This window comes from Arthrobacter sp. LAR12-1-1.1 (genome assembly GCF_040676555.1).
In the GTDB taxonomy this organism is placed as follows: domain Bacteria; phylum Actinomycetota; class Actinomycetes; order Actinomycetales; family Micrococcaceae; genus Arthrobacter.
Window position 1 is genome coordinate 1 of sequence record NZ_JBEGIG010000006.1, and the last position, 23096, is coordinate 23096.

The window sequence follows — 23096 nt, forward strand, 5'->3', positions numbered from 1 at the left end:
CGAGGTCGTCGCGGGCCACGCCCGTCACGGTGGCGTAGCGCAGCTGCATTGCCTGGACCGAGCGGGCCACCTTGGTGGGCTCGAACATGTCCACGGGCGAGGGCTTGCCGGTGTCGATCTGGCAGAAATCGCAGCGCCGGGTGCATTCGGAGCCGCCGATCAGGAAGGTCGCTTCCTTGTCTTCCCAGCATTCGAAGATGTTCGGGCAGCCGGCCTCTTCACACACGGTGTGCAGGCCTTCCTTCTTGACGAGGTTCTTGAGCTGGACGAACTCCGGGCCCATCTGGACCTTGGCCTTGATCCATTCCGGCTTCCGTTCCACCGGTGTGGCCGCGTTTCGCTGCTCAATGCGCAGCATCTTCCGGCCTTCTGGTGCCAGTGTCACAGTAGAGCTCCTTCTGGGGTTGCAACTAGGGCTTGTTCATTCTCGCGCAGTTCTTCGATGATCCGCGACACGAGGTCTGCCGGGGTGACGTCCCTGCCAAGTTCCTGGGCGATCGTGGTGACCCCGGCGTCGCTGATGCCGCAGGCAATGATCTGGCCGTAGGGGGCGAGATCGTTGTTGCAGTTGATCGCGAAGCCGTGCATGGTGACGCCCTCGTTGACGCGGATGCCGATGGCCGCGATCTTGCGGTCCGGGCCCTTCTCGTCCTGCGCGATCCAGACGCCGGCGCGGCCCTTGATGCGTACGGCGTCGATGCCGTAGTCCGCCAGGACGGCAATGATCACGGCCTCGAGGCGCTCCACGTAGTCGCGGATGCCCGCCTTGTTCTTGAGCTTGATGATGGGGTAGCCCACGAGCTGTCCGGGGCCGTGCCACGTGAGCTTGCCGCCGCGGTCAACCGCGACCACGGGAGTCCCGTCAAAGGGCCGTTCGTGGTCTTCGGTGCGCTTGCCGGCGGTGTAGACCGCGGAGTGTTCGAGCAGCAGTACGGTGCTGGGCGCGGTGCCCGCGAGGACTTTTTCATGCAATTCGCGCTGGATGTCCCAGCCGCGCGTGTAATCGATGAAGTCCGGGGCGAGACCCAGCTGTTTGAACTCAAGAGTCATGGCATCAAGCTTAGACCCCGCCGCACCCAGCGCCCGTTTGTGTGCTTAAGCTCTCATGCCTGTGGATAACTTCTGCACGATTCCGCGCAATCGGCTATTCCTTGGGTATGGAAGATCTCCCTGCCGCGGACTGCGCCGCCCCCGAGGTTCCCGGTTACGACGTCGGACGCCTGCTGGGGCGCGGGGGCACAGCGGCCGTGTGGCTGGTCACCGAACGGTCAACGGGCCGGGAGTTCGCCCTCAAGTGCTTCGACTCCGGGGCAGAGGCAGCGGAGGATGCCGGCGGAACCGCGGACCGGGAAGCCGAAGAGGCCATGCGCCGGGAAGTTCGGATCCTTTCGGCGCTGGACCACGACCACCTGCTCCGGGCCCACACCGTGCTGCGTCTTCACGGGCCGCGGTCCGGGCCGGACGAAAAGGAAGCCCTGGGCCTGGTGCTGGACTATGCGCCCGGGGGATCAGTCGCTGACCTGATCGCGGGCCGTGGACGGCTTGGTGCGGGGGAGACCGTGACGGTCCTGACACCCATTGCCCAGGCCCTTCAATACCTGCATTCGCAGGGCTTCACCCACGGCGACGTCTCGCCGGGCAACGTGTTGTTCACGGCGCACGGGAAACCGTTGCTGGCCGATGTGGGCGTGGCCCGGATGGTGGCCGACGCCGGGGCAGCCCGCGCCGCCGGGACCGAGGGCTTTTCCGATCCGGCGCCGGTGGACGCCTTCAGGGCGGGCCTCCAGCCGGAGCGCGACGTCTATTCTTTGGCGGCCCTGGGCTGGTATTGCCTCACGGGCCTGGCGCCGGTCCCCGGCCCGGGGCGTCCGCCGCTGCCGCTCCTGGTGCCCGACGTACCGCCGGCGCTGGCCGCCGCGCTGGAGGCTGCACTCGACGAGGACCGGCGGAAAAGGCCTTCGGCCGCCGAATTGGCCGCCGCAGTCTATCGCAGCACGGCGGCAGAGCCGGTGGACCTGTCCGTGTCCGTGCACCCGACGGTCATTCCACAGTTGCTCACCCGCCGGGCTGTGCAGCCCGGCTCGCGGAGGCGCAGCCCCGGGACTCTTCGGCACCGGCCGTCGGCCGCCGGACTTCACCGCGGATTCCGCGGTGGATTCCACCGCGGAGTCCGAAAGAGCCCCGCACGACGGGCCCTTTGGACCATCTTCACAGCCATGGCCCTGCTGGCTGGCTGTTGGCTGCTCGCGGGCGGCGGGCCGGCACCCGAGGCCGTCGCCGGGCTGTTTCCGGGGTTGGGTGCGGACCACAGTGCGGACCTCGGTACACCGGTGCCATCAGGACCTGCCGTTGCTGAGGGGACGTCAACGGAGCCTTCGGGCGGCCCGGCAGAGAAACCAACGCCTGCCAAGGCCGACGGCGGGGCCAACCCAATTCGCCCCGATCTTGAGGCCCTGCTGGCTTCAGCCGACCCGGCGGAGGCCGTCCGCGGTCTCGCCAGGCTGCGCTCGCTCGCGTTCAGCTCCGGGGACTTCAGCCTGCTCGACGCCGTCAACGCCCCGGAGTCTGCCGCCGCCGCTGCCGATGCGCAGATCAGAACGCAGCTCAGCGGATCCGGCCATGTGCTGGCCGGATTCTCGACGTCATTGACGCGGATCGAAACCACCGCGGACAGCAGCCCCGCCAGGGCCGTGGTGGCCATCACCACGGCGTCCTCTGGGTACCAGGAGCTCGATGGGAACGGCGCCTTAGTGGCTGAGGTTCCCGCCGCTTCCGGGCAGCAGCTTCATCTCGTTCTGGTGCCCGTCGATGGGCGCTGGCGGATCCAGGACGTTCTACCCCCGGGGCCTGAAGCAGGCTAGGGTTCCGCCGTCGGGGGCCCGGTGGTACCTCATGGTGGCGTCGTCCTTCGGTGGGTATGCCAGCGCAGTCCTGACCGGCCGTGACCCAACCTGGGCCAAGGTGTTCGCCGTCGCCCTGATCGTGGTCATGACCTTCCTGAACGCTGTCGGCTCCACGGCGGTGGCCAAAGTCCAGTCCCTGATCGTGAAGGTGGTGCTGGCCATCCTGTCCGTGTTCGCGATTGTGACGATCGCGAACTGGAACCCCGCGCTCCTCGACCCGGCCAGCTACCCCGGGGTTCGCGAAATCATCGCGAGCGTCGCGTTGACGTTCTTCGCCTTCCTCGGGTTCGGCGTCATCACCTTCACCGCGAAGGATCTGCCTGATCCGTCCCGTCAACTGCCCCGTGCCATGTACCTTGCGCTGGCGATCGCCACGACGGTGTACGTCGCGGTGTCCCTGGGCGTCTTCGGGACCCTGACCGCCGACCAGGTCGTCGCCTACGGCGCCACAGCGCTGGCCGAGGCTGCCAAGCCCACGCTGGGCCAGTTCGGATACGTGCTGATGGTGGTCACCGCCCTGCTCTCCACCGCCGGGGCGGTGAACGCCACCCTCTACCCCTCTGTCGGGATGACCCGGCACCTCGCCTCGGTGGGCCAGTTTCCGCCGGTGTTCGGCCGCTCCCTGGGCCGCAGGGAAGTGCCGGTCGGACTGCTGGTCATGGCCTGCCTCGCGGCGGTGATGGTGCTGCTGTTCAACCTGAACAGCATTGCCTCCCTCGGAAGTGCCGTGGCTTTGCTGATTTTCTCCGCGGTCACCCTGGCCCACTTCAAGGTGTACCGGGAGACCGGCGCCCTGCTTTTCATGCTCATCATCGCCCTGATCGCGACCCTGGGGACGTTCCTGGTGTTCTGCACCACCACGCTCGTCAATGAACCCGCCACCGCCGCAGCGCTGGTGGTCATCCTTGCCCTGGCCCTGATCACCGACCTGCTGTGGAAGCGCACCCGGAGCCGCGCAAATTAGCACCCCGCCGACCTGCCGTAAAGAGGAGATGGGGACTATTCCCGGCGAATTCCTAGGTCCATGCTGTAGGCACCGAGCACTTTGTGTGATAAGGGGGCAGTGGCATGTTCAAACCGTCAACTACTCGCCCCAGGCGGTTTAGCTCCGCCTGGCCCGTGGCACAGACCACGGGGCACATGAGGGTGTGGCCTACGTGAGTGAACAGGCATTGACCCGGCCGAAGGCGCCTCCGGCCGTGTGGATCTCCTGGGTGGCCCTGGCGCTGATGACCACCAGTTCGGTGGCAAGTCTCCGTGCGGCACCGACCATGGCCGTCTACGGCCTCGCTTCAGTCTTCCTCTACGTGGTTCCCGCGATCGTCTTCCTGCTGCCCACCTCCCTCGTGTCAGCCGAGTTGGCGTCCGGATGGAAGGGCGGCATCTACAACTGGGTATCGTCCGGAATCTCCAAGCCAATGGGCTTCCTGGCGGTGTGGTGCCAGTTCGCAATGACGATTTTCTACTATCCAACCCTGCTGGGATTCGTCGCGAGCACGCTCGCCTACGTCTTCAACCCGGCGCTGGCCAGCAGCGGCGTGTGGACGGCCTTGGTGATCGTGGTGTTCTACTGGGCCGGCGTGTATGTCTCATCCCGCGGCACGAAGGGTGTGGCAGGCCTGGCCAGCGGTGGCCTGATCATCGGCACACTGATCCCTGGCGCCCTGCTCGTCATCCTGGGTGTCGTCTTCCTCGGCCAGGGCAATCCGTCCGCCGCTCCGATGACAGCGGCGAACTTCTTCCCCGAGTGGGCCGGGCTCGCCAGTCTGGTGCTGATCGTGAACAACTTCCTGTCCTACAGCGGCATGGAGATGAACGCGGTGCACGTGTCCTCCCTGAAGGACCCGCCCAAGGAGTATCCGAAGTCGATGTTCCTGGCCATGGGACTCGTCCTGCTCATCTTCATCCTGCCGGCGCTGGCGATCAGCTGGATCGTGCCTGCCGAGGAGCTCTCCCTCACAGCCGGTGTCATGCAGGCCTTCGACGCGGTGCTGGCGTCCTTCAACATGCAAGGCCTCACGCCGATCCTCGGCATCATGCTGGTCGCTGCCTCCCTCGGCGGCATGCTGACGTGGCTGGCCGGTCCGTCCAAAGGCCTGCTGTTGATCTCACGGGAGGAAGGCTACCTCCCGCCGTTCCTGCAAAAGCTGAACAAGAACGGCATCCAGCAGAACCTCCTGGTCACTCAGGGGCTCGTCACCACCGTGATCGCGCTCGGCTACGCGCTCATCCCGGATGTCTCCAGTGCCTACTGGATTTTCTCGGTGATCACCACGCAGGTCTACCTGATCATGTACCTGCTGATGTTCGTGGCCGCGGTCCGGCTCCGCCGCAACGACCCCGACCACCCGCGCGGCTACCGGGCGCCGATGTTGATCGGGCTGTGCGGCGTCGGATTCGCCGCTTCCCTGGCCGCGCTGCTTGTCGGGTTCGTCCCACCGTCGCAGTTCGGCAACGGCGATCCAGTGGTCTATTTCCTGATCGTCGGCGGCGGTGCATTAGGGCTCGGGCTGCTCGTTCCGTTCCTTTTCTACAGGTTCCGCAAGCCCTCGTGGAAGCTGCCGGACCAAGAAGCGCCGACGGAGGTGCCGAAGTCATGAGCACGCAGACGGAGTCCTCCACCAAGCGCAGCCGCTCGGTCGTTTACATCGTTGCCATGATCCTGCTCGTGGTGTTCGCCGTCGTCGCACTGCTGTCGTTCCGGTCGGCGAGGGAGACGCAACAATCCCTGGCGAAGGCCGACCAGCTGATAGCGACGATCGAAGGGGCCGGCGGGACGGCGCCCTCGCGCGAACAGATAGCCCGGGTGCTTGGCGACGACGGCGGCGCGGTCTGCGCGAACCCGAACGACGCCCTGAGCCGGGCCACCTACCTGAGCCAGTTGACGAACGGGGCAACGGGACCTGGAAACAGGCCGGTGATCGCGAACGCCCGCATCCTCATCGGCGAGGTCGCGATTATCAAGACCTACTGCCCGGACCAGTTGGCCGAGTTCCAGCAGTTCATCGACGACCTCAAGACGTACCACACGGGTGGTGCGTGAGCCGTGGACCTGCGCGCCCGCATCACCGATCTGATGCGCCCGGCACGGGAGGAGCTCGCCGAGTTCGTGGCCATCCGGTCGGTGGCAGATGCGCGGCAGTTCCCCGCCGAGGAGTGTGCCAAGGCTGCCCAGTGGGTGCTCGGCAAATTCGCCGGGCTCGGATTTTCCGATGCCCATCTCGAGCGCACGCCGGACGGCTCCGACGCGGTGGTCGGCTCGAGACCGGGACCTGATCCGGATGCGCCGACCGTGCTCCTCTACGCCCACTACGACGTGCAGCCACCCCTCGATGATTCGGCCTGGCGCACACCGCCCTTCGAACTCACTGAAGTGGACGGCCGCTGGTACGGCCGGGGCGCCGCCGACTGCAAGGGCAACATCCTTGCCCATCTGCTCGCGCTCAGGGCGCTCGGCGACGACGTGCCGGTGAACCTGATGCTGGTGGTCGAGGGGTCCGAGGAACAGGGTACGGGTGGGCTCGAGGCGTTCGTCGCGAGCCACCCGGACCTGTTCCGTGCCGACACCATCCTGGTCTGCGACACCGGCAACGCCGCCGTGGGACATCCCGCGGCGACGGTGACCCTGCGCGGAATGGTCAATGTGGTGGTGACAGTGGAGGCGATGGCGTCCGAACTCCACTCCGGCATGTTCGGCGGGGCCGCCCCCGACGCGCTCGCCGCTCTGATCGCCATGCTGGCGTCACTGCGCGACCAGCAAGGCAACACCACGATCACGGGATTGGACAACGCCCAGACCTGGACCGGCGCGCCCTATCCGCCCGAGCAGTTCCGCGTCGACGCCGGCGTGCTCGAGGGAGTCTCATTGTTGGGAGACGGCAGTGTGTCCGACATGCTCTGGGCGCGGCCAGCCATTACTGTGCTCGGCATCGACTGCCCGGCGGTAACCGGCTCGACGGCGGCGATCGTGCCGCGGGCGGCCGCGCGCCTGAACCTGCGGGTCCCGCCAGGCATGGCCGCCGCCGACGCCCGCACTGCGTTGGCCGACCATCTCAAGGCGGCCGCACCCTGGGGTGTCCACGTCACCGTTGACCTTGAGGCCATCGGGTCCCCCTTCCAGGCAGCGGTCGGCGGCGCGGCATTTGAGGCCATGGGTGCCGCGATGTCCGAGGCCTACGGACGGCCGATGGCAACCCTGGGGCAAGGGGGATCGATTCCCCTTTGTAACGTGTTCGCCGACACCTACCCGGACGCGGAGATCATCCTGCTGGGCGTCGAAGAACCGCTCGCACTCATCCATGCACCGAACGAGAGCGTCGATCCAAACGAGATCAGGGCCTTGGCGGAGTCCCTGGCGCTGTTCCTCCAGCGCTACGCCACGCTACGCGGTTAGCCGCGTCCTGCCACCCACGCCGCGGCGTCGCGAAGTGACGGGTGCTGCCAGGCGAAGCTGTTGTCCGCCAGGACGGCCGGCTCCAGCCGCTGGCTCGCGAGCAGCAGTTCTTCGGCGAGCTGGCCCATCACCAGCCGCAGCACCGGGGCGGGTACGCGCAGCACCGCGGGCCGGTGCAGCGCTCCAGCCAGCTGCGCGATCAGGGAGTTCACGTCTGCGGTTTCGGGGGCGGAGACGTTGACCGGCCCGGCCACGGGCGCCGAGAGAAGGAAGGAAAAGGCACCGGTCACATCCGGCAAGGTGATCCATGGCCAGTACTGCCGGCCGTTGCCGAGCGGGCCGCCGACGCCCAGGCGCAGCAGCGGCAACAAACGGCCAAGCGCGCCCCCGGAGCGGCTCAGGACGACGCCGGTGCGGGGCGTGACCACGCGGACCCCGGAAGGCGCCTCATGCGCCGCGGCCTCCCAGTCGACGCAGATCCGGGCGAGCGTGCCGTCCCCGGCGGGCGCGTTCTCACGAAGCACCACCGCGCCGGCGTTGCCGTAGTAACCGGAGGCCGACTGGCTCAGGAACACCGCAGGCGGCGTCTCCTGCCGGGTCATCGCCGACGTCAGGGTCCGGGTCGCCCCCAGCCGGGAGCTGCGGAGTTCGTTGACACGTGCCCGGGTCCAGGGCCGGTCGCCGATTCCGGCGCCGGAGAGGTTGACCACCGCGTCCGCGCCCTTCAGCGCGGTGTCGTCGATCCGGCCGGCCGCCGGGTCCCACTGGAACTCGGCCGCTGACACGGGGGCACGCCTGACCAGGGCCACGACGTCGTGCCCTTCGCTGCGCAGTGCGCTCGAAAGGGCGGTTCCGATCAGCCCGGAGGCCCCGGCAATAAGGATTCGCATGATCCATCTCACCATGCCCGGCACGGCCGCGAAACTCCCGGGCCGCAAGGGCCGTTGTCGCTATGATCAAACGATGACCCCCTCGAGTTACTTTCGTTTCCCGCATGTCCACGGCGATCTGGTCACCTTTGTGGCCGAGGACGACGTGTGGATTGCACCCGTGGGCGGGGGCCGTGCCTGGCGCGTATCCTCCCTGCAGTTGCCGGCCCGCAACCCCCGTTTCACCCCCGACGGCAAGCGCCTGGTCTGGACCGTCGTCCAGGGGACGGCCCCGGAAGTCGTCACGGCAAACGTCGACGGCGGCGGCTACCGCCAGCTGAGCTACTTCGGCCACAGCTCCACCCGGGTCAAGGGCTTCACGCCCGACGGCGACGTCCTGGTCACCAGCGCGTTCCGCCAGTCAGACAGCCGTCACACCCACGCCTACAGCCTCCCCGTGACCGGCGGCTGGGCGAAGGAACTCCCGTTTGGCCCGGTTGAATCGGTGGCCTTCGGCCCCGTCGTCGGGGACGAACGCCCCGTGGTGCTCGCGAGCGTCTTGTCGCGTGAGCCCGCCTGGTGGAAGCGGTACCGCGGCGGCGCCGCCGGCAAGCTGTGGATCGACGCCGACGGAAACGGCGAATTCTTCCGGCTCGCCCCCGCGCTGGACGGAAACCTCACTGACCCCCTGTGGGTCAAGGGACGGATCGCGTTCCTGTCCGACCACGAAGGCTACGGAAACCTCTATTCCGTACTGCCGAACGGCAGCGACCTGCGGCGCCACACGGACCACGAGGACTTCTACGTCCGCCACGCCGCCACCGACGGGGAACGCGTCGTCTTCGAATCGGCCGGCGAGCTCTGGCTGCTGCCCAGCCTCGACGCGGAGGCCGTCAAACTCGACATTTCGCTCGGGTCCGCCTCGCAAGCGCGCCGCCCCGCCGCGCTGAAGCCCTCACGACACCTCGGTGACGTCGTCCCGGACCGCACCGGCGCGTCCAGCGCCGTTGAATCCCACGGAACCGTCCACTGGCTGCGGCACAAGGACGGCCCCTCCCGCGTCCTCGAAGCCACCCCGGGTGTCCGTGCACGGCTGCCCCGGCCGTTCGGCGAGGGCCGGATCGCCTATGTCGCCGACCACGACGGCGTCGAGGCCCTGTACCTAAAAGCCATTGCGGCGCCCCTGGCGGGCGCGTCTGTGGCGGCCACCAAGGCACCGCAGCCCGCCGTCCAGGCCAGCCTGCACTCCACAGCGGCGTCCGAAGACGCCGGCATGCCGCTGCCGAAGCCGGTGTCCGCAGCAGCATTGACCGGCTCCGGATTGACTGCCGCCGCGGTGGGCAGTTCCGTGTCCAGTCCGGTGACGGCAGTCCGGGCCGTGGCCGCTACTGACGCATCCGGCTCCGGCCCCCAGACTGGCCCGGCCAATGCGGGCACCGCCGTGCAGGCGCCTGCGTCCAGCGACGTCACCCGGATCGATTTCCCCAAGCCCAGCCGGGCCAGCGCCATCGAAGCCAGCCCCGACGGCCGCTGGCTCGCCGTCGGCACGTCCTTCGGTGACATCTACCTTGCGGACACAATCGCGGGCACGATATCCCAGCTGAGCAGCATCGGCGAGGGCAGCATCGAAGGATTCACCTGGTCCGCGGACTCCGCGTGGCTCGGCTGGTCCGAGCCGGTTACGTCCTTCGGGTCCCGCAGCCGGCTCCGGATCACCAGGATCGACGGCGGCGCGGGCGCGGCAATCATTGATGTCACCGACGGCCGGTTCCGCGACGAATCACCGTCGTTCACCCCGGATGGCAAATACCTCGCCTTCCTTTCCAACCGCAGTTTCGATCCGGTCTACGACGGCCACTCCTTCGATTTGTCCTTCCCTAGCCCGATCAAGCCTTACCTCGTCGCCCTCGCCGCAGATACCCCATCGCCGTTCGGCCCAAGCGTCGACCTCCAAGACGCCGACGCCGGCGCCGGCGCCGGCGCCGCAGGCGCAGTCTCAGGCGCGGCAGGAGCCGACGGTGCTGCACCCGGGGGGCAGTCCGCCGCCAAGCCCGTGCCTTCCGTGCGGGTCGACGCCGACGGCCTGGCCCACCGCGTCATCGCCGTCCCGGTGCCGCAAGGCAACTACTCCTCACTCGCCGCCGCTGCCGGGGCCCTGCTCTGGCTTGACAGCGAACTCGCCGGCACCACCGGCGAAGGCCGGGCCAGCCTCGAGGACAAGGGCGCCGCGCCAAGCCTGGTCCGCTACGACCTGGCCAAGCGCCGCACGTCCACGATCGTTGAGGCAGTGGACAGCTACCGGCTCTCCGGCGACGGGGAAAAGATCGTGTTCATCCAGGACAAGCAGATCCGGGTTGCGCCCGCCGGCGCCAAGGCCGACGAGGACTCCGGCCAGCTCATCAAGGTGGACCTTGGCCGCATCCGGGTACAGTTGGACCCGCTCAGTGTGTGGGGCCAGGCCTTTGACGAGGCATGGCGGCTCCAGCGCGACTTCTTCTGGACCGAGGACATGGCCGGCCAGGACTGGGAGTCCATTCACGCCCGCTATCGTCCGGTGGTGGAACGCCTCGGCTCCCATGATGACCTTGTGGACCTGCTGTGGGAGCTTCACGGCGAGCTGGGCACCTCCCACGCCTACGTCCGCCCGGTGGCCGTCACCGAGAACGGCAGCAGCCCGCAGGGGCGCCTCGGCGCGGATCTGGAGTTCACCGGTGAGGGCTGGGAAATCACCCGCATCCTCGCGGGAGAGTCCTCCGACCCGCTGGCCACCTCGCCGCTGACCCGGCCCGGCGCCGACGCCAAGCCCGGCGACGTCCTGTTGGCGATCGACGGCGTCGAACTTACCCAAACGCGGACCCCCGCAGTGCAGCTCGTCGGTGCGGCCGGCCGCCCCGTGGAACTCACCCTGCGCAACGGCGCCGGCCACGGCGCGGCCGCAGGAACCCAGCGCCGCGTCGCGGTGGTCCCGGTCAAGGACGAGGAGCGCCTGCGCTATCAGGAATGGGTCGCCGGCAACCGGCGGACCGTCCGGGAAGCCTCGAACGCGACGTTCGGCTACCTGCACATCCCGGACATGATGGCCAACGGCTGGGCCCAGCTGCACCGCGACCTCGACACCGAAACGGCCCTGGACGGACTCATTGTCGATGTCCGGCGCAACCGCGGTGGCCACACATCCCAGCTCGTGGCCGAGCTCATCGGGCGCAAGGTCACCGGCTGGAGCATGCCGCGCGGGGAAAAGCCGCGGACATACCCGCACCACGCTCCCCGCGGACCGGTCGTCATCCTCACGGACGAGTTCGCCGGCTCCGACGGCGACATCATCACGCAGGTCTCCAAGCTGCGGGGGATCGGTCCCGTCATCGGCACCCGCACCTGGGGCGGCGTCGTCGGGATCGACAACCGCTTCGCGCTGGCCGACGGCACCGGCGTCACCCAGCCGCGCTACGCCACCTGGTTCGCCGGTGGCGTTGGCTGGGGCGTAGAGAACTTCGGCGTCACCCCGGACATCGAGGTGACCTTCCCGCCGCACGCCTACGCCGCCGGCACCGACCCGCAGCTGGAGTACGGAATCGGGGCGCTGAAGGAAATGATCCAGGAACTGCCCACGGACCGTCCGCCGCTGCGCGAGGGCTACCGCAGGGTCCGGCCGGCACCGCTGCCTGCGCGGCAGCAGGCCGGCCAGGCCTAGGCGGCCCGCCCGACGGCGAGGAACCCCGTGCTGAAGGCCCCCGCCTTCCTGGAGATTCCAGGAGGACGGGGGCCTTTGCTGTACGGCGGGCCATTGCTTAGTGCGGGCCTTTTACTGCGGGCCTCAAATTGCGCCCGGAGCTAGCCGGAACTAGGAGGCCAGCGTGGCGTCCAGGGTGATCTCGATGCCGGTCAGGGCGGCGGAGACGGGGCAGCCGGTCTTGGCTTCCTCGGCCAGCCGCTGGAAGTCGTCAGCTGAAATGCCGGGGACCCGCGCGGAGACGGTGAGGTGGCTGCCGGTGATTCCGGTGCCGGGCTGGAACGTCACGTCAGCCTTCGTGTTGATCTCCTCGGCCGTGTGGCCGGCCTGGGCCAGGGCGTTGCTGAACGCCATCGAGAAGCAGGCGGAGTGTGCTGCCGCGATGAGCTCCTCGGGGCTGGTCTTGCCTTCGGCGGCCTCGGCGCGCGCCTTCCAGGTGACGTCGAAGTTGCCCAGCCCGGAGCTGTCCAGGGTGGTGTTGCCGGCGCCTGTCATCAGGTCGCCATTCCATACAGTGTGTGCGGTGCGTGTTGTTGCCATGTCCACTCCTCGACGTCGTTGTGAATCAGGGACCGGCGAGATGCCGGAGCCTGCCGTGATCAATCCTAGGGATTCCGAGCGGCCGCCGCACGGGGGTTCCGCTGTCAGAGGATTGTGACCCCGGACGGTGTCGTCCGTACAGTGGCGTCATGGAAATTACGGAAGATGCGCAGGCGCCAGCCCCGCCGTCGGCACGCATCGCCACGATCATGGTCAACGCCGTCGACGCCGAGCGTCTGGCCCAGTTCTGGGCCGCGCTGCTGGGCACGGCGGTCTCGTCCCGCTTCGAACAGTTCGTCTGGCTCCAGCCGGCCGGCCCCGGGGCCCCGCAGTTGGCCTTCCAGCAGGTCGAGGAGCCCACGGAAGGGAGGCGACGCCTGCACCTGGACATCCACGGGACCGACCCTGCGGCGTTGCGCGCTCACGCAGAGTCCCTCGGTGCCGGGTTCGTGGAGGGCAATGACATTGGCGACTTCCACTGGGATGTCATGCAGGATCCCGAGGGCAACGAATTCTGCATCGCCGGCGACTGACAAGCCGCTTAACGGCAGCGGCGCTTCAAGGACAGAGGCGCATTAACGTCGGCGGCGCATTAACGACGGCGGCGCCGCACCCCCGGTCGGGGTGCGGCGCCGCCGCTGTTCGTCAGAACAACTACTGCCAGAGGGTCGCGATCGCAACGTTGAGCAGTGCCAGGCCGCCAACACTGTTCGCGAGGCCCTTGCTGATCGGCTCGCCCTTCTTGTACTTGCGGCGGCCGATGAAGGCCAGGACGCCGACGATCAGGGCGATGACGAGCTTGATGCCGAGCTTGACGTAGTTGGCGTTCATGTCCAGGGCCGGGATCAGTCCCATCATGATGATGCCCGTGATCAGCTGCAGCATCGCGCCGTCGAACTGGCGGGGGTGGACGGTGGGCTTCTTCATCTGGCCGATCCAGATGCCGACGATCATGGCGGCGCCGATGATGTGCAGGAAGACCATGACGTTATAGACGATGTTCATGGCATCAGTGTAGCCAGAGTCTTCTACGCACCGTAGTAGGACCCGCCGGGCCGTCCCGGGACGGAACAGCAAACGGCGACGGCGGCACGGGCACTCGGGTGGTTTCCCACCGGCGCCCGCACCGCCGTCGCCGTCGGTGTGCTTTTAGACCCTAGAGCCCAAGGTCGGCTTCGAAGGCGCCTTCCTCAAGGCGTGCCTTCAGCGTCTGCAGGAAGCGTCCCGCGTCGGCGCCGTCCACCAGGCGGTGGTCGTACGTCAGGGAGAGGTACATCATCGAACGGATGGCCAGCGAGTCATCGCCGTTCTCGTCGGCGACCACTACGGCCCGCTTGACGATCGCACCGGTGCCAAGGATGGCAACCTGCGGCTGGTTGATGATCGGGGTGTCGAACAGTGCGCCCACGGAACCGATGTTGGTGATGCTGAAGGTTCCGCCGGAGAGCTCGTCCGGGCCGATCTTGCCGTTGCGGGTGCGGTCGGCGACGTCGGCGATCTTGCCGGCCAGGCCGGCCAGGTTCAGGCTGCCGGCGTCCGAGATGACCGGAACCAGCAGGCCCTTGTCGGTGTCCACCGCAATCGCCAGGTGCTCGGCGTTGTGGTAGGTGATCTCCTGCTTGTCCTCGTCGTAGGACGCGTTGACCTTCGGGTGCTGCTTCAGGGCCTCGGCAACGGCCTTGGCGATGAAGGGCAGGAAGGTCAGCTTGGAGCCGTTCTGGGCCTGGAAGGAGTTCTTGGCCTTGGCGCGCAGCTTGGCCACCTTGGTCATGTCGACCTCGTGGACCTGCGTCAGCTGGGTGGAGATGTCCAGCGACTCGCGCATGCGGCGGGCGATGACCTGGCGGATCCGCGGGGCCTTCTGCACGGTGCCGCGCAGCGAGGACGCGGAAGCTGAGGCTGACGCAGCTGCCGGCGCGGATGCCGGCGCCGCGGCGGGAGCGGCTGCGGCCGGCGCGGCCTTTGCCTCGGCAGCTGCCAGTACGTCCTGCTTGCGGATGCGGCCGCCGACGCCCGTGCCGGTGAGGGCAGCAATGTCGACACCCTGCTGGTTGGCGAGCTTGCGGACCAGGGGAGTGACGTAGCCGGACTCTGCCGGTGCGGCAGCTTCCGTCTTCGCTTCAGCGGCGGGGGCTGCCGGAGCAGCGGGGGCTTCCTGCTTGGGGGCTTCCGGGGCGGGGGCCGCGGGAGCTGCTGCCGGCGCGGGGGCTGCCGGAGCTTCCTGCTTGGGGGCTTCCGGGGCCGGTGCCTCGGCGGGCGCCGGTGCGGCGGGTGCTGCGGCGCCGGAGCCGATGACGGCCAGGACGGAGCCGACCTCGGCGGTCTCGTCCTCGTTGACGCGGATTTCCAGGAGGGTGCCGGCAACCGGGGACGGGATTTCGGTGTCAACCTTGTCGGTGGAAACCTCGAGCAGCGGCTCGTCGACCTCTACGGTATCGCCGACGCTCTTCAGCCAGCGGGTAACAGTGCCTTCGGTGACGCTTTCACCCAGGGCCGGCAGCGTGACGTCGTGTCCTTCACCCGCGGGAGCAGAAACCGGAGCTGCAGCCGGTGCCTCTGCGGCGGGGGCTGCGGGAGCCTCAGCCGCGGGGGCCTCTTCGGCGGGTGCGGCGGCCGGAGCCTCTGCGGCGGCCGGGGCGGCGTCGCCCGAGCCGATGCGGACCAGCGGGGCGCCAACTTCAGCGGTCTCGTCTTCGGCGACGAGGATTTCCTCGATCACGCCGGCGATCGGAGAGGGGATCTCGGTGTCTACTTTGTCGGTGGAGACTTCGAGCAGCGGCTCGTCCACCTCTACCCGGTCACCGACCTGCTTGAGCCAGCGGGTGACGGTTCCTTCGGTGACGCTCTCACCGAGGGCGGGCAAGTTAACGGATTCAGACATGTCGTCCCCGTTCTCCTTATTGATCTTTAGTGCGGATGATTGCTGCCTTGTTCGAGCTTAGTGCACCCGGCATTTCCGGCCGGGTGCACCAAGCTCTGTTGTCTTGCGGAGATGCTTAGCCGTGGAGGGGCTTGCCCGCCAGCGCCAGGTGCGCCTCGCCCAGGGATTCGTTCTGGGTGGGGTGGGCGTGGACCAGCTGGGCCACGTCCTCCGGGTAGGCTTCCCAGTTCACGATCAGCTGGGCTTCACCGATCTGCTCGCCCATGCGGGCGCCGATCATGTGGACGCCCACCACGGGGCCGTCCTTCTGGCGGACCAGCTTGACCAGGCCGCTGGTGCCCAGAATGGAGCTCTTGCCGTTGCCGGCCAGGTTGTATTCCTGGGTCTGGATCTGGTCCTCGCCGAACTTCTCCTTGGCGGCCTTCTCGCTGTAGCCGACGGTGGCGATTTCGGGTTCGGAGTAGGTGACCTTGGGGATGTTGACGTCCTCGACGATGACCGGCTTCAGGCCGGCGATCTCTTCGGCGACGAAGATGCCCTGCTGGTAGCCGCGGTGCGCGAGCTGCACGCCGGGGACGATGTCGCCGACGGCGAAGATGTTGCCGACGCCGGTGTGGAGGCGCTCGTTGGTGATGACGAAGCCGCGGTCGATGGTGATTCCGGCCTCTTCGTAGCCGAGGTTCGCCGTGACAGGGCCGCGGCCCACAGCTACGAGCAGGAGGTCGGCTTCGAAGGTCTTGCCGTCTACGAGGGTGACCTTGACGCCGTCGTCGTTCTGCTCGACCCCCTGGAAGAAGACACCGGTGGAGAACTTGATGCCGCGCTTCTTGAAGGCGCGCTCAAAAGCCTTGACGATCGTGGCGTCCTCATTCGGAACCAGCGACGGGAGGCCCTCGACGATCGTGACGTCGACGCCGAAGGACTTCCAGACAGAAGCGAACTCGACGCCGATCACGCCGCCGCCCAGGATGATCGCGCTCTTGGGGATGTAATCCATGGTGAGGGCTTCGTCGGAAGTGATGACCTTGCCGCCGATTTCCAGGCCCGGCAGCGTGCGGGAGTAGGAGCCGGTCGCGAGGACAATGTTCTTGCCCTTGTACGCGGTGCCGTTCACGACGACGGTGTCGGTGCCCTGAAGCTTGCCTTCACCCTCAATGACGGTGATGCCCTTCTTGCCCTTGATCAGACCCTGCAGGCCCTTGAACTTGCCGGCAATGATGCCGTCTTTGTACGCATTGACAGCGGTGATGTCGATGCTGTCAAGAGTCACGTTGACGCCGTACTTGGCCGAGTCGCGGGCGTGGTCGGCCAGCTCTGCCGAGTGCAGCAGGGCCTTGGTGGGGATACAGCCGTTGTGGAGGCACGTACCGCCGAGCTTGCCCTTTTCGATGAGGCCGACGGTGAGGCCGAGCTGGACAGCACGCAGCGCGGTGGCGTAGCCGCCGCTGCCGCCGCCGAGTACCAGGATGTCGAATTCTTGCGCAGTTGCCTGATCGGCCACTAAAACGCTCCCTCGCGTGAACGATGACACGAGAGTACGCATCATCTGGTCTTGGAACCTGCCTGCTGTGATTGTGCCAGCTGGCAGGTTCCCTTTCATTTGTGACTACTACATTGGGGTCTGCTTCTGGGAAACAAGGTTTACCTTAGCGAACCACTAATACATGCTCCACCTTGCCATGGCGTTTGTGGAGCGCTTGTGTCCAGTGTCACGCGGCTTTGTGGCCGGGGAAGCACCGCCGCCCCGGCCACAAAGCCGCAATGCCGACTAGACGGCCTTGGCGAGGATGTCCTCGACGTAGGCCACCAGGGTCCGGACGGTGCAGCCCGTGCCCTGCTTGTGGTTGTAGCCGTAGGGGCTGCCGCTGTTGAACGACGGGCCGGCGATGTCGATGTGTGCCCACGGGATCTGTTCGCCGTCCTTGCCCTTGCCCACGAATTCGCGCAGGAAGACGGCCGCGGTCATCATGCCGCCGTGGCGTTCGCCGATGTTGGCGATGTCCGCGACCTGCGAGTCCAGGCTGGCCCGGAGCTCTTCCGGCAACGGCATGGGCCAGACGAGCTCGCCCGCCCGGTCGGCGGCGGTCTTGATGGCGCCGGTGAGTGAGTCGGCGCCCATCACGCCGGCGGTGCGGTCGCCCAGGGCGATCAGCTGGGCGCCGGTGAGCGTTGCGACGTCGATGATGGCGTCCGGGAATTCCTGGCTGGCGGCGACGATGCCGTCGGCCATGACCAGGCGGCCCTCGGCGTCGGTGTTGAGAACCTCGACGGTCTTGCCGCCGAACATCGTCAGGACGTCGGCCGGGCGCTGGGCAGCGCCGGAGGGCATGTTTTCGGCGATGCAGAGCCACGCGGTCGCCTTGACGGGCAGCCCGAGGCCCGCCAGGGCCAGGACCGTGTTGAGGACGACGGCGGCGCCCGCCATGTCGGACTTCATGTCACCCATGCCCAGGGCCGGCTTGATGGAGATGCCGCCCGTGTCAAAGGTGATGCCCTTGCCCACGAGGGCGATCTTGGCCGTGGCCTTCGCCGGGGCGTACTCGACCTTTACCAGGCGCGGCTGCCGGGTGGAGCCCTTGCCGACCCCGAGGATGCCGCCGAAGCCCTCCTTCTCAAGGCGCTTCTCGTCCCAGACCGTCACCTTGACCGGCAGGCCCTTGGCCAGTTCCTTGGCGGCGTCGGCGAAGGACTCGGGGTAGAGGTGGCTCGGCGGCTGGTTCACCAGGGTGCGGGTCGCGTTCACGGCCGTGCCGATCAGGGACGCCCGGTGCAGGACCGGCTGGAGCGCCTTGTCGGTAGCGAAGTCGGTGCGGATGACGACGTTCTTCACCGGATCCTTGAGCCCGTCCTTGGAGGTCCGGAACTCGGTGTAGGAATACGCGCCCATCGCGGCGCCCTCGGCGACCGCCGCGACCTCGGCCAGGGTCGTCGTCGGAAGTGCCAGGGTGACGGTGGTGACGCCGGCCAGCTGGCGGACGGCCGAGCCGGCGGCGCGGCGCAGCGCCTCCTCGGAGACCGGCTGCTTCGCGGACAGTTTGCCGACGCCGGCAAGGAGCAGAACGGTGGCCCCGGCCTCGGGCAGGCCGGGCAGCCGGTGAGCCTGGTCCGCCGCGCCGGTGATGCCAAGAACGCTCAGTGATTCCGCCAGGGCCTCCGCGGCCTTGGCCGTCAGCGGATTGTCGAGCAAAACGGGGCCGTCGGGACCCTGTCCGACGCCGATGACGAGGGCATCGCTGGGGGACTTCTTCAAATCCCCTGCGACTGCACTAAGTTTGACTTCACTATTCTTGACCACGAGGACAGTCCTCAATTCTCTGTGATGGTTCTCGGTGATATTCGGCAGGAACTGCATGTTTGGCGCCCTGCCACGGATCCCAGGGGCGCCGTCGGTCTGGGGCGCAACCCGGTGTCTGCAAAACAAGCCCTAGGGCCATGTCCGATCGTAGTCTCTCGGCAGTGCGGAAATTCAATCGAATGAGAGCTGGAGCACACCCCAGGCAGGAATTAGCCCGGGCCCTGGGGCGTTGTATTGATAGCGGCGCTGCCGTGCGGTGAGTGCCTCATGGGACTGGCCGACAGGATCTGCCTGACTGGCGGGTTCTGCCTGGCACCGTCCGGACGACGGACCGCACCCCGCTTCTCCCACCGCCGCCATCGTGAAAGGAACACGCCGTGATTGAACGGATTTCCGGCTCTTTGCTGGATCCCCAGTCGCTCTACATCCGTGATGACGCGCTGTTCTCCAGCACCGAACTGCGCGGACTCAACCTCGTCATGGGGTTCACCGGCTTCGCCGACGCCGGCCACGTGGTCCGGCAGATCACCGCTGAACTGCTGGACACGCTCGACGCCCAGATGATCGCCGAGTTCGACGCCGACCAGCTGATCGATTACCGGTCCCGGCGCCCGCAGATCAGCTTTGTCGAGGACCACCTGCAGGACTACCAGGCGCCGAGCCTGGCGCTCTACCGGCTGGTCGACGGGCTGGGCAGCCCGTTCCTGCTCCTTGCCGGGTTCGAGCCGGACCTGCAATGGGAACGCTTCGCGCGCGCCGTCGTCGGCCTCGTCGAAGAGCTCGACGTTAACCTCGTCACCTGGATCCATTCGATCCCGATGCCGGTGCCCCACACCCGGCCGGTCGGTGTGACCGTGCACGGCAACCGGCCGGAGCTGATCGAGGGGATCTCGGTATGGAAGCCCACAGTGGAGGTCCCGGCTGCGGTGGGACACATCCTGGAGCTGCGGCTGACAGAAGCCGGCCGGAACATCGCCGGTTATGTGATCCATGTGCCGCACTACCTGGCCGAAGCCGAGTACCCCACGGCCGCCGTGGCCGGGCTGGAGTACCTGGGCGCGGCCACGTCCCTCATGCTGCCGACCGACCGTCTGCGCGAGGCGGGACGCGAGGTGGGCCGGCAGATCGCCGAGCAGATCGAGGCGTCCGAGGAGGTCCAGCAGGTGGTCTCGCGGCTGGAGACCCGGTACGACGAAAAGGCGGAGGGGACGGTCCGGAGGTCGCTGCTGGCCGATGAGAACGACCAAATCCCCAACGCCGATGCCCTTGGTGCTGCCGTCGAGGCGTATCTGGCCCGTAAAGAACCCGGCGAATAAATACTATTTATCATGAACCGGGCATAATGGGGGAGTGACCTCTCCCCGCGCCTGGCTGATCTGGATCATCGGGATCTTTGCCTATCTCGTGGCGGTCAGCCAGCGCACCTCTTTCGGGGTGGTCGGCCTGGAAGCAACGGAACGCTTCCACGCCAGCGCGGCCGAGATCTCCTTTTTCACCGTGCTCCAGCTGCTGGTCTATGCCGCGCTGCAGATTCCCGTAGGCATCCTCGTGGACCGCTTCGGCTCCCGCGCCATGCTGGCCGGCGGCGGTGTCCTGATGGGGCTCGGCCAGCTTCAGCTGGCGTTTGCCGACAACATCCCCGGCGGAGTTCTGGGACGCGTCCTGGTGGGCGCCGGTGACGCCATGACATTTATCTCCGTGATCCGGCTTATCCCGCTCTGGTTCGCGCCGGGGCGTGTGCCGCTGCTGACGCAGCTGACCGGCATGTCCGGGCAGCTGGGCCAGCTCTTCAGCGTGGTGCCGTTCGCGATGATCCTGCACTCTGCGGGGTGGACTCCTGCATTCCTGACACTCGCCGCGATGTCGGGCCTCGCCGTCGTGCTGGTCCTGCTCCTGCTTCAGGACCTACCGCCGGGGCACCCCGCTCCGACGCCATCCCAGGGGCTGCGCGCTACCGGGATTTCGCTGGCGCACGCCTGGCGGCAACCGGGGACCCGGCTGGGGCTGTGGAGCCACTTCACTGTCCAGTTCAGCGGCACGGTTTTTGCCATGACGTGGGGTTACCCCTTCCTGATTTCCGCCCAGGGGCTGGACCGCGGTACGGTCTCGGCCCTCATGGCGCTGTACGTGGCCGGTGCCATTGCCGCCGGACCGCTGATGGGAAGATTCGTTGCCCGCCATCCGCTCCGGCGCTCCACCATGGTGCTCCTGATTTCCGGGTGCACCGCCGCCGCCTGGGCAGCGGTTCTGCTTCTGCCGGGGCGCGCACCGCTCTGGCTCCTGGCTGCCCTCGTGGTGACCCTGGCCGTCGGCGGTCCCGGCTCCATGATTGGCTTCGACTTCGCCCGGACTTTCAATCCGGCCCACCGGCTGGGCACCGCCACCGGCATTGTCAACGTGGGCGGCTTCATTGCCGCGCTGGTGTCCATCTACCTGATTGGGCTGGTGCTCGACCTCCTGAACGCCAGCGGGTTCTCCCAAGGGGAGCTCTACGGCCTGGATCCGTTCCGCGTGGCCCTCAGCGTGCAGTTCCTGCTGCTTGCCGGGGGAGCGGGCGCCATCATCGCGACCCGGCGGAAGGTCCGGCGCCAGATGGCGGCCCAAGGGGTCATGGTTCCGCCGCTGCTCAAGACCATCGCCGAGCAGCGCAGGCTGGTCGCGGAGCGCCGCCGCACGCCCTGATCCGTTGTTTGGGCCCTGGCTGCTGGCCGGCACGGCCCGCACGTTTCCGCACCCGGTTATTCACATAGCTGTTTATCCACCACGCGTTTATCCACATAGCGCTGTCTGGTACTGCCGCGAGGACGCGGCCGCCACGAAGCTGGGCTTATGACAGCTCCCGATCACTTGAGAATCACCGGCCCCGAAGACATCCTGGGCTTCATCCCGCATTCCCTCGGCTACTGGCCGGAAAACAGCCTCGTGGCCATGCCCCTGCAAGGCAAACGGCTCGGAGCCACCTTGCGGGTCGACCTCCCCGAGCCCGGAGGCGGCACCGGCCGCGGGGCCGGTGGGGGCCAGAGCGGCGGGGGAGGCAGTGACTCCGCGGCTGGCGGGCGCGGGAGCGCCGTCCCCAAACGACGCTCCGGCTCGGGCCGGAGGGATATGTTGGCAGAATTCGCACGAAATGTCGTGGCCTACCTGCAGGCGGATGACGCAGCTGACGGTTCGCTGCTGGCCTTTTTCACTGACACCGATGCGAACACTCCCGGCAAAAGCAGTGCGTGGGCGGGCCTGCTCAAGGAACTCGAGCTGGCACTCGAGGCAGCCGGCCTGCCTTTGCGGGACGCCTGGATTATCGGTGCTGAGTTCTGGCGCAACGCGTACTGCGATGATCCGGAGTGCTGCGGGCCCGGCCGGCCGGTCGAGCAGATCAAGAACAGCCGGCTCAACGCCGAGATGGTTTACCGCGGCAGCAGCGTCGGCGCCGTCCCCGGCGCGCAAGGGACTCACCCGGCACCGCTGCCTGTGGACCCCGCGGTGCGCGCGGCCGAGTGCGGCTGGGCGGAACAATTCTCCCCGCGGCGGCGGGACCGGAAACAATTTGACCAGGTGCTCGATGTTTGGACGATGGCCATGCAGGCCGGCACTGTCCGCGAGAATCCCCCCGGCCCGGCGCAGAGCGCCCTGGCCCCTGGGGCCGCCATCCCCGACGCCGCGACGCCCGACGCCGGGAGTCACCCCGCCGGGAATCTTGATCCCACTAACTTCGATCCCAGGACCGCGGCTCAGCCACTTCAGCTCTCACCCGAGCTGGCGGGCTACCTGCGGGCCAGCCTGTGCATTCCGTCATGGCGGGACGCCGTGCTCGTCATGGCGGCGGCCGGACGGTCCGCAGCCGAATGCGGCGCTGAGGACTTCGGCATGTTCGACGCGGAGGCCGGGTCCGACGCCTTTCCCCGATCCACGTTCGGCTCACGGCTCGGACCGACGCCTAGTCCCCTGTCAGGGCCCATGCCGGACCGCATGCCTGATCGCACTTCCGACCCCGCTTCCCGTTCCATGTCCGTTCCGGGGTCGCCGCTGCCGGAGGCGTCTGCCACCGGCGGGCCCGTTACTGGCACGGTTCCGGTTGCCGAGGCGGTCCCCGGTTACGGGGAAGTCCTGCTCGGACTGGCGCCATCAGTCCCGGATTGGACCCTGATGGTCGGGCTCGAGCGGGTCCTGGAGCGGCTCGGCGGTTTGGGTGACGGGGAGTCAACTGCAGCTGCCGTGACGGCACGGGGCTGGATCGAATGGTGCCGTGGCCGCGGCTCCTACGCCGACGCCTTGTACGAGCAGGCCCTGCAGGAGCACCCGGGATACAGGCTCGCGGAACTGCTGGCGGAGCTTGGCCGGCGCGGCACCCTGTGCGGCTGGGCGGCCAGGCGCGAGGCCGCCTGGCAGAAGTTTGCGCCCGACGCGGCATGAGTAACTGACGCGGCCGGGAAGCCGCCGCAATATTGTGGACCCGGTGTCCCGAAGGCACTCAGCGTGAAAACCGTG

The 23096-nt window shown here is 67.7% G+C and carries 17 protein-coding genes and 1 pseudogene; 10 read left to right on the forward strand and 8 right to left on the reverse strand.

Translation table 11 applies throughout. The features are described from left to right. Both MRBLAR12_RS06205 and lipB read right to left on the reverse strand, forming a co-directional pair. Positions 1 to 385, reverse strand: a pseudogene (locus MRBLAR12_RS06205) (lipoyl synthase); the annotation flags it as partial. Then, positions 382 to 1050 carry a lipoyl(octanoyl) transferase LipB gene (lipB, locus tag MRBLAR12_RS06210; protein ID WP_229995722.1) on the reverse strand — a complete coding sequence of 223 codons (669 nt, stop codon included), beginning with the start codon at positions 1048 to 1050 and terminating at the stop codon, positions 382 to 384. The pseudogene MRBLAR12_RS06205 and the gene lipB, both read right to left, overlap by 4 nt. A gap of 107 nt (positions 1051 to 1157) precedes the next feature. Here lipB and MRBLAR12_RS06215 point away from each other — a divergent pair, with 107 nt between their 5' ends. The 5 genes from MRBLAR12_RS06215 (at position 1158) to MRBLAR12_RS06235 (ending at position 7296) form a co-directional block, all read left to right on the forward strand. Beyond that, positions 1158 to 2861: a serine/threonine-protein kinase gene (locus MRBLAR12_RS06215; protein WP_364744430.1), complete on the forward strand. Its 1704-nt coding sequence runs from the start codon at positions 1158 to 1160 to the stop codon at positions 2859 to 2861. Positions 2862 to 2892: 31 nt separating this feature from the next. Beyond that, positions 2893 to 3867, forward strand: a complete 975-nt coding sequence (locus MRBLAR12_RS06220) for an APC family permease (RefSeq protein ID WP_364744432.1) — start codon at positions 2893 to 2895, stop codon at positions 3865 to 3867. Positions 3868 to 4060: 193 nt separating this feature from the next. Next, positions 4061 to 5503 (forward strand): APC family permease, encoded by a 1443-nt coding sequence (locus MRBLAR12_RS06225; protein WP_229995719.1) that lies wholly within the window; start codon positions 4061 to 4063, stop codon positions 5501 to 5503. Continuing rightward, positions 5500 to 5946, forward strand: coding sequence for a hypothetical protein (locus MRBLAR12_RS06230; protein ID WP_229995718.1), 447 nt, complete (start codon positions 5500 to 5502; stop codon positions 5944 to 5946). Before MRBLAR12_RS06225 ends, MRBLAR12_RS06230 begins: the two co-directional genes overlap by 4 nt. A gap of 3 nt (positions 5947 to 5949) precedes the next feature. Then, positions 5950 to 7296, forward strand: a complete 1347-nt coding sequence (locus tag MRBLAR12_RS06235) for a dipeptidase (RefSeq protein WP_290369408.1) — start codon at positions 5950 to 5952, stop codon at positions 7294 to 7296. Here MRBLAR12_RS06235 and MRBLAR12_RS06240 read toward each other — a convergent pair. Next, a complete protein-coding gene (locus tag MRBLAR12_RS06240; RefSeq protein ID WP_229995716.1) occupies positions 7293 to 8186 on the reverse strand; it encodes a TIGR01777 family oxidoreductase in 894 nt (297 codons plus the stop codon). The two genes, MRBLAR12_RS06235 and MRBLAR12_RS06240, sit on opposite strands and share 4 nt — an antisense overlap. A 73-nt stretch (positions 8187 to 8259) precedes the next feature. Between MRBLAR12_RS06240 and MRBLAR12_RS06245 the strand changes: the two genes are divergently transcribed. Next, positions 8260 to 11856, forward strand: a complete 3597-nt coding sequence (locus tag MRBLAR12_RS06245) for a S41 family peptidase (protein WP_364744437.1) — start codon at positions 8260 to 8262, stop codon at positions 11854 to 11856. A 150-nt stretch (positions 11857 to 12006) separates the two neighbouring features. Here MRBLAR12_RS06245 and MRBLAR12_RS06250 read toward each other — a convergent pair whose 3' ends face one another. Next, positions 12007 to 12435, reverse strand: coding sequence for an OsmC family protein (locus MRBLAR12_RS06250; RefSeq protein WP_229995714.1), 429 nt, complete (start codon positions 12433 to 12435; stop codon positions 12007 to 12009). A 149-nt stretch (positions 12436 to 12584) separates the two neighbouring features. On the opposite strand from MRBLAR12_RS06250, the gene MRBLAR12_RS06255 reads away from it, so the two are divergent. After that, a complete protein-coding gene (locus MRBLAR12_RS06255; RefSeq protein ID WP_229995713.1) occupies positions 12585 to 12968 on the forward strand; it encodes a VOC family protein in 384 nt (127 codons plus the stop codon). Between the two features lie 121 nt (positions 12969 to 13089). Here the strand turns inward: MRBLAR12_RS06255 and MRBLAR12_RS06260 are convergent, their stop codons facing one another. The 4 genes from MRBLAR12_RS06260 to MRBLAR12_RS06275 all read right to left on the reverse strand — a co-directional run bounded on the left by MRBLAR12_RS06260 (position 13090) and on the right by MRBLAR12_RS06275 (position 18611). After that, positions 13090 to 13440 carry a hypothetical protein gene (locus MRBLAR12_RS06260; RefSeq protein WP_229995712.1) on the reverse strand — a complete coding sequence of 117 codons (351 nt, stop codon included), beginning with the start codon at positions 13438 to 13440 and terminating at the stop codon, positions 13090 to 13092. Between the two features lie 151 nt (positions 13441 to 13591). Continuing rightward, positions 13592 to 15316, reverse strand: a complete 1725-nt coding sequence (gene sucB / locus MRBLAR12_RS06265) for a 2-oxoglutarate dehydrogenase, E2 component, dihydrolipoamide succinyltransferase (RefSeq protein WP_364744441.1) — start codon at positions 15314 to 15316, stop codon at positions 13592 to 13594. Between the two features lie 115 nt (positions 15317 to 15431). Then, positions 15432 to 16817: a dihydrolipoyl dehydrogenase gene (gene lpdA / locus MRBLAR12_RS06270; protein WP_018772391.1), complete on the reverse strand. Its 1386-nt coding sequence runs from the start codon at positions 16815 to 16817 to the stop codon at positions 15432 to 15434. Between the two features lie 267 nt (positions 16818 to 17084). Then, on the reverse strand, positions 17085 to 18611 hold the full coding sequence (locus MRBLAR12_RS06275) for a leucyl aminopeptidase (RefSeq protein WP_229996051.1): 1527 nt from the start codon (positions 18609 to 18611) through the stop codon (positions 17085 to 17087). A gap of 377 nt (positions 18612 to 18988) precedes the next feature. On the opposite strand from MRBLAR12_RS06275, the gene MRBLAR12_RS06280 reads away from it, so the two are divergent. From MRBLAR12_RS06280 to MRBLAR12_RS06290, 3 genes are all read left to right on the forward strand, one after another. Further along, positions 18989 to 19927 carry a proteasome assembly chaperone family protein gene (locus MRBLAR12_RS06280; RefSeq protein WP_229996050.1) on the forward strand — a complete coding sequence of 313 codons (939 nt, stop codon included), beginning with the start codon at positions 18989 to 18991 and terminating at the stop codon, positions 19925 to 19927. A 34-nt stretch (positions 19928 to 19961) separates the two neighbouring features. After that, the gene (locus MRBLAR12_RS06285; RefSeq protein ID WP_364744446.1) at positions 19962 to 21293 is read left to right on the forward strand and encodes an MFS transporter; all 1332 of its coding nucleotides are present in this window, start codon (positions 19962 to 19964) and stop codon (positions 21291 to 21293) included. 147 nt (positions 21294 to 21440) lie between these two features. Beyond that, positions 21441 to 23021: a DUF4192 family protein gene (locus MRBLAR12_RS06290; RefSeq protein WP_364744449.1), complete on the forward strand. Its 1581-nt coding sequence runs from the start codon at positions 21441 to 21443 to the stop codon at positions 23019 to 23021. The last annotated feature ends 75 nt before the right edge of the window (positions 23022 to 23096 follow it).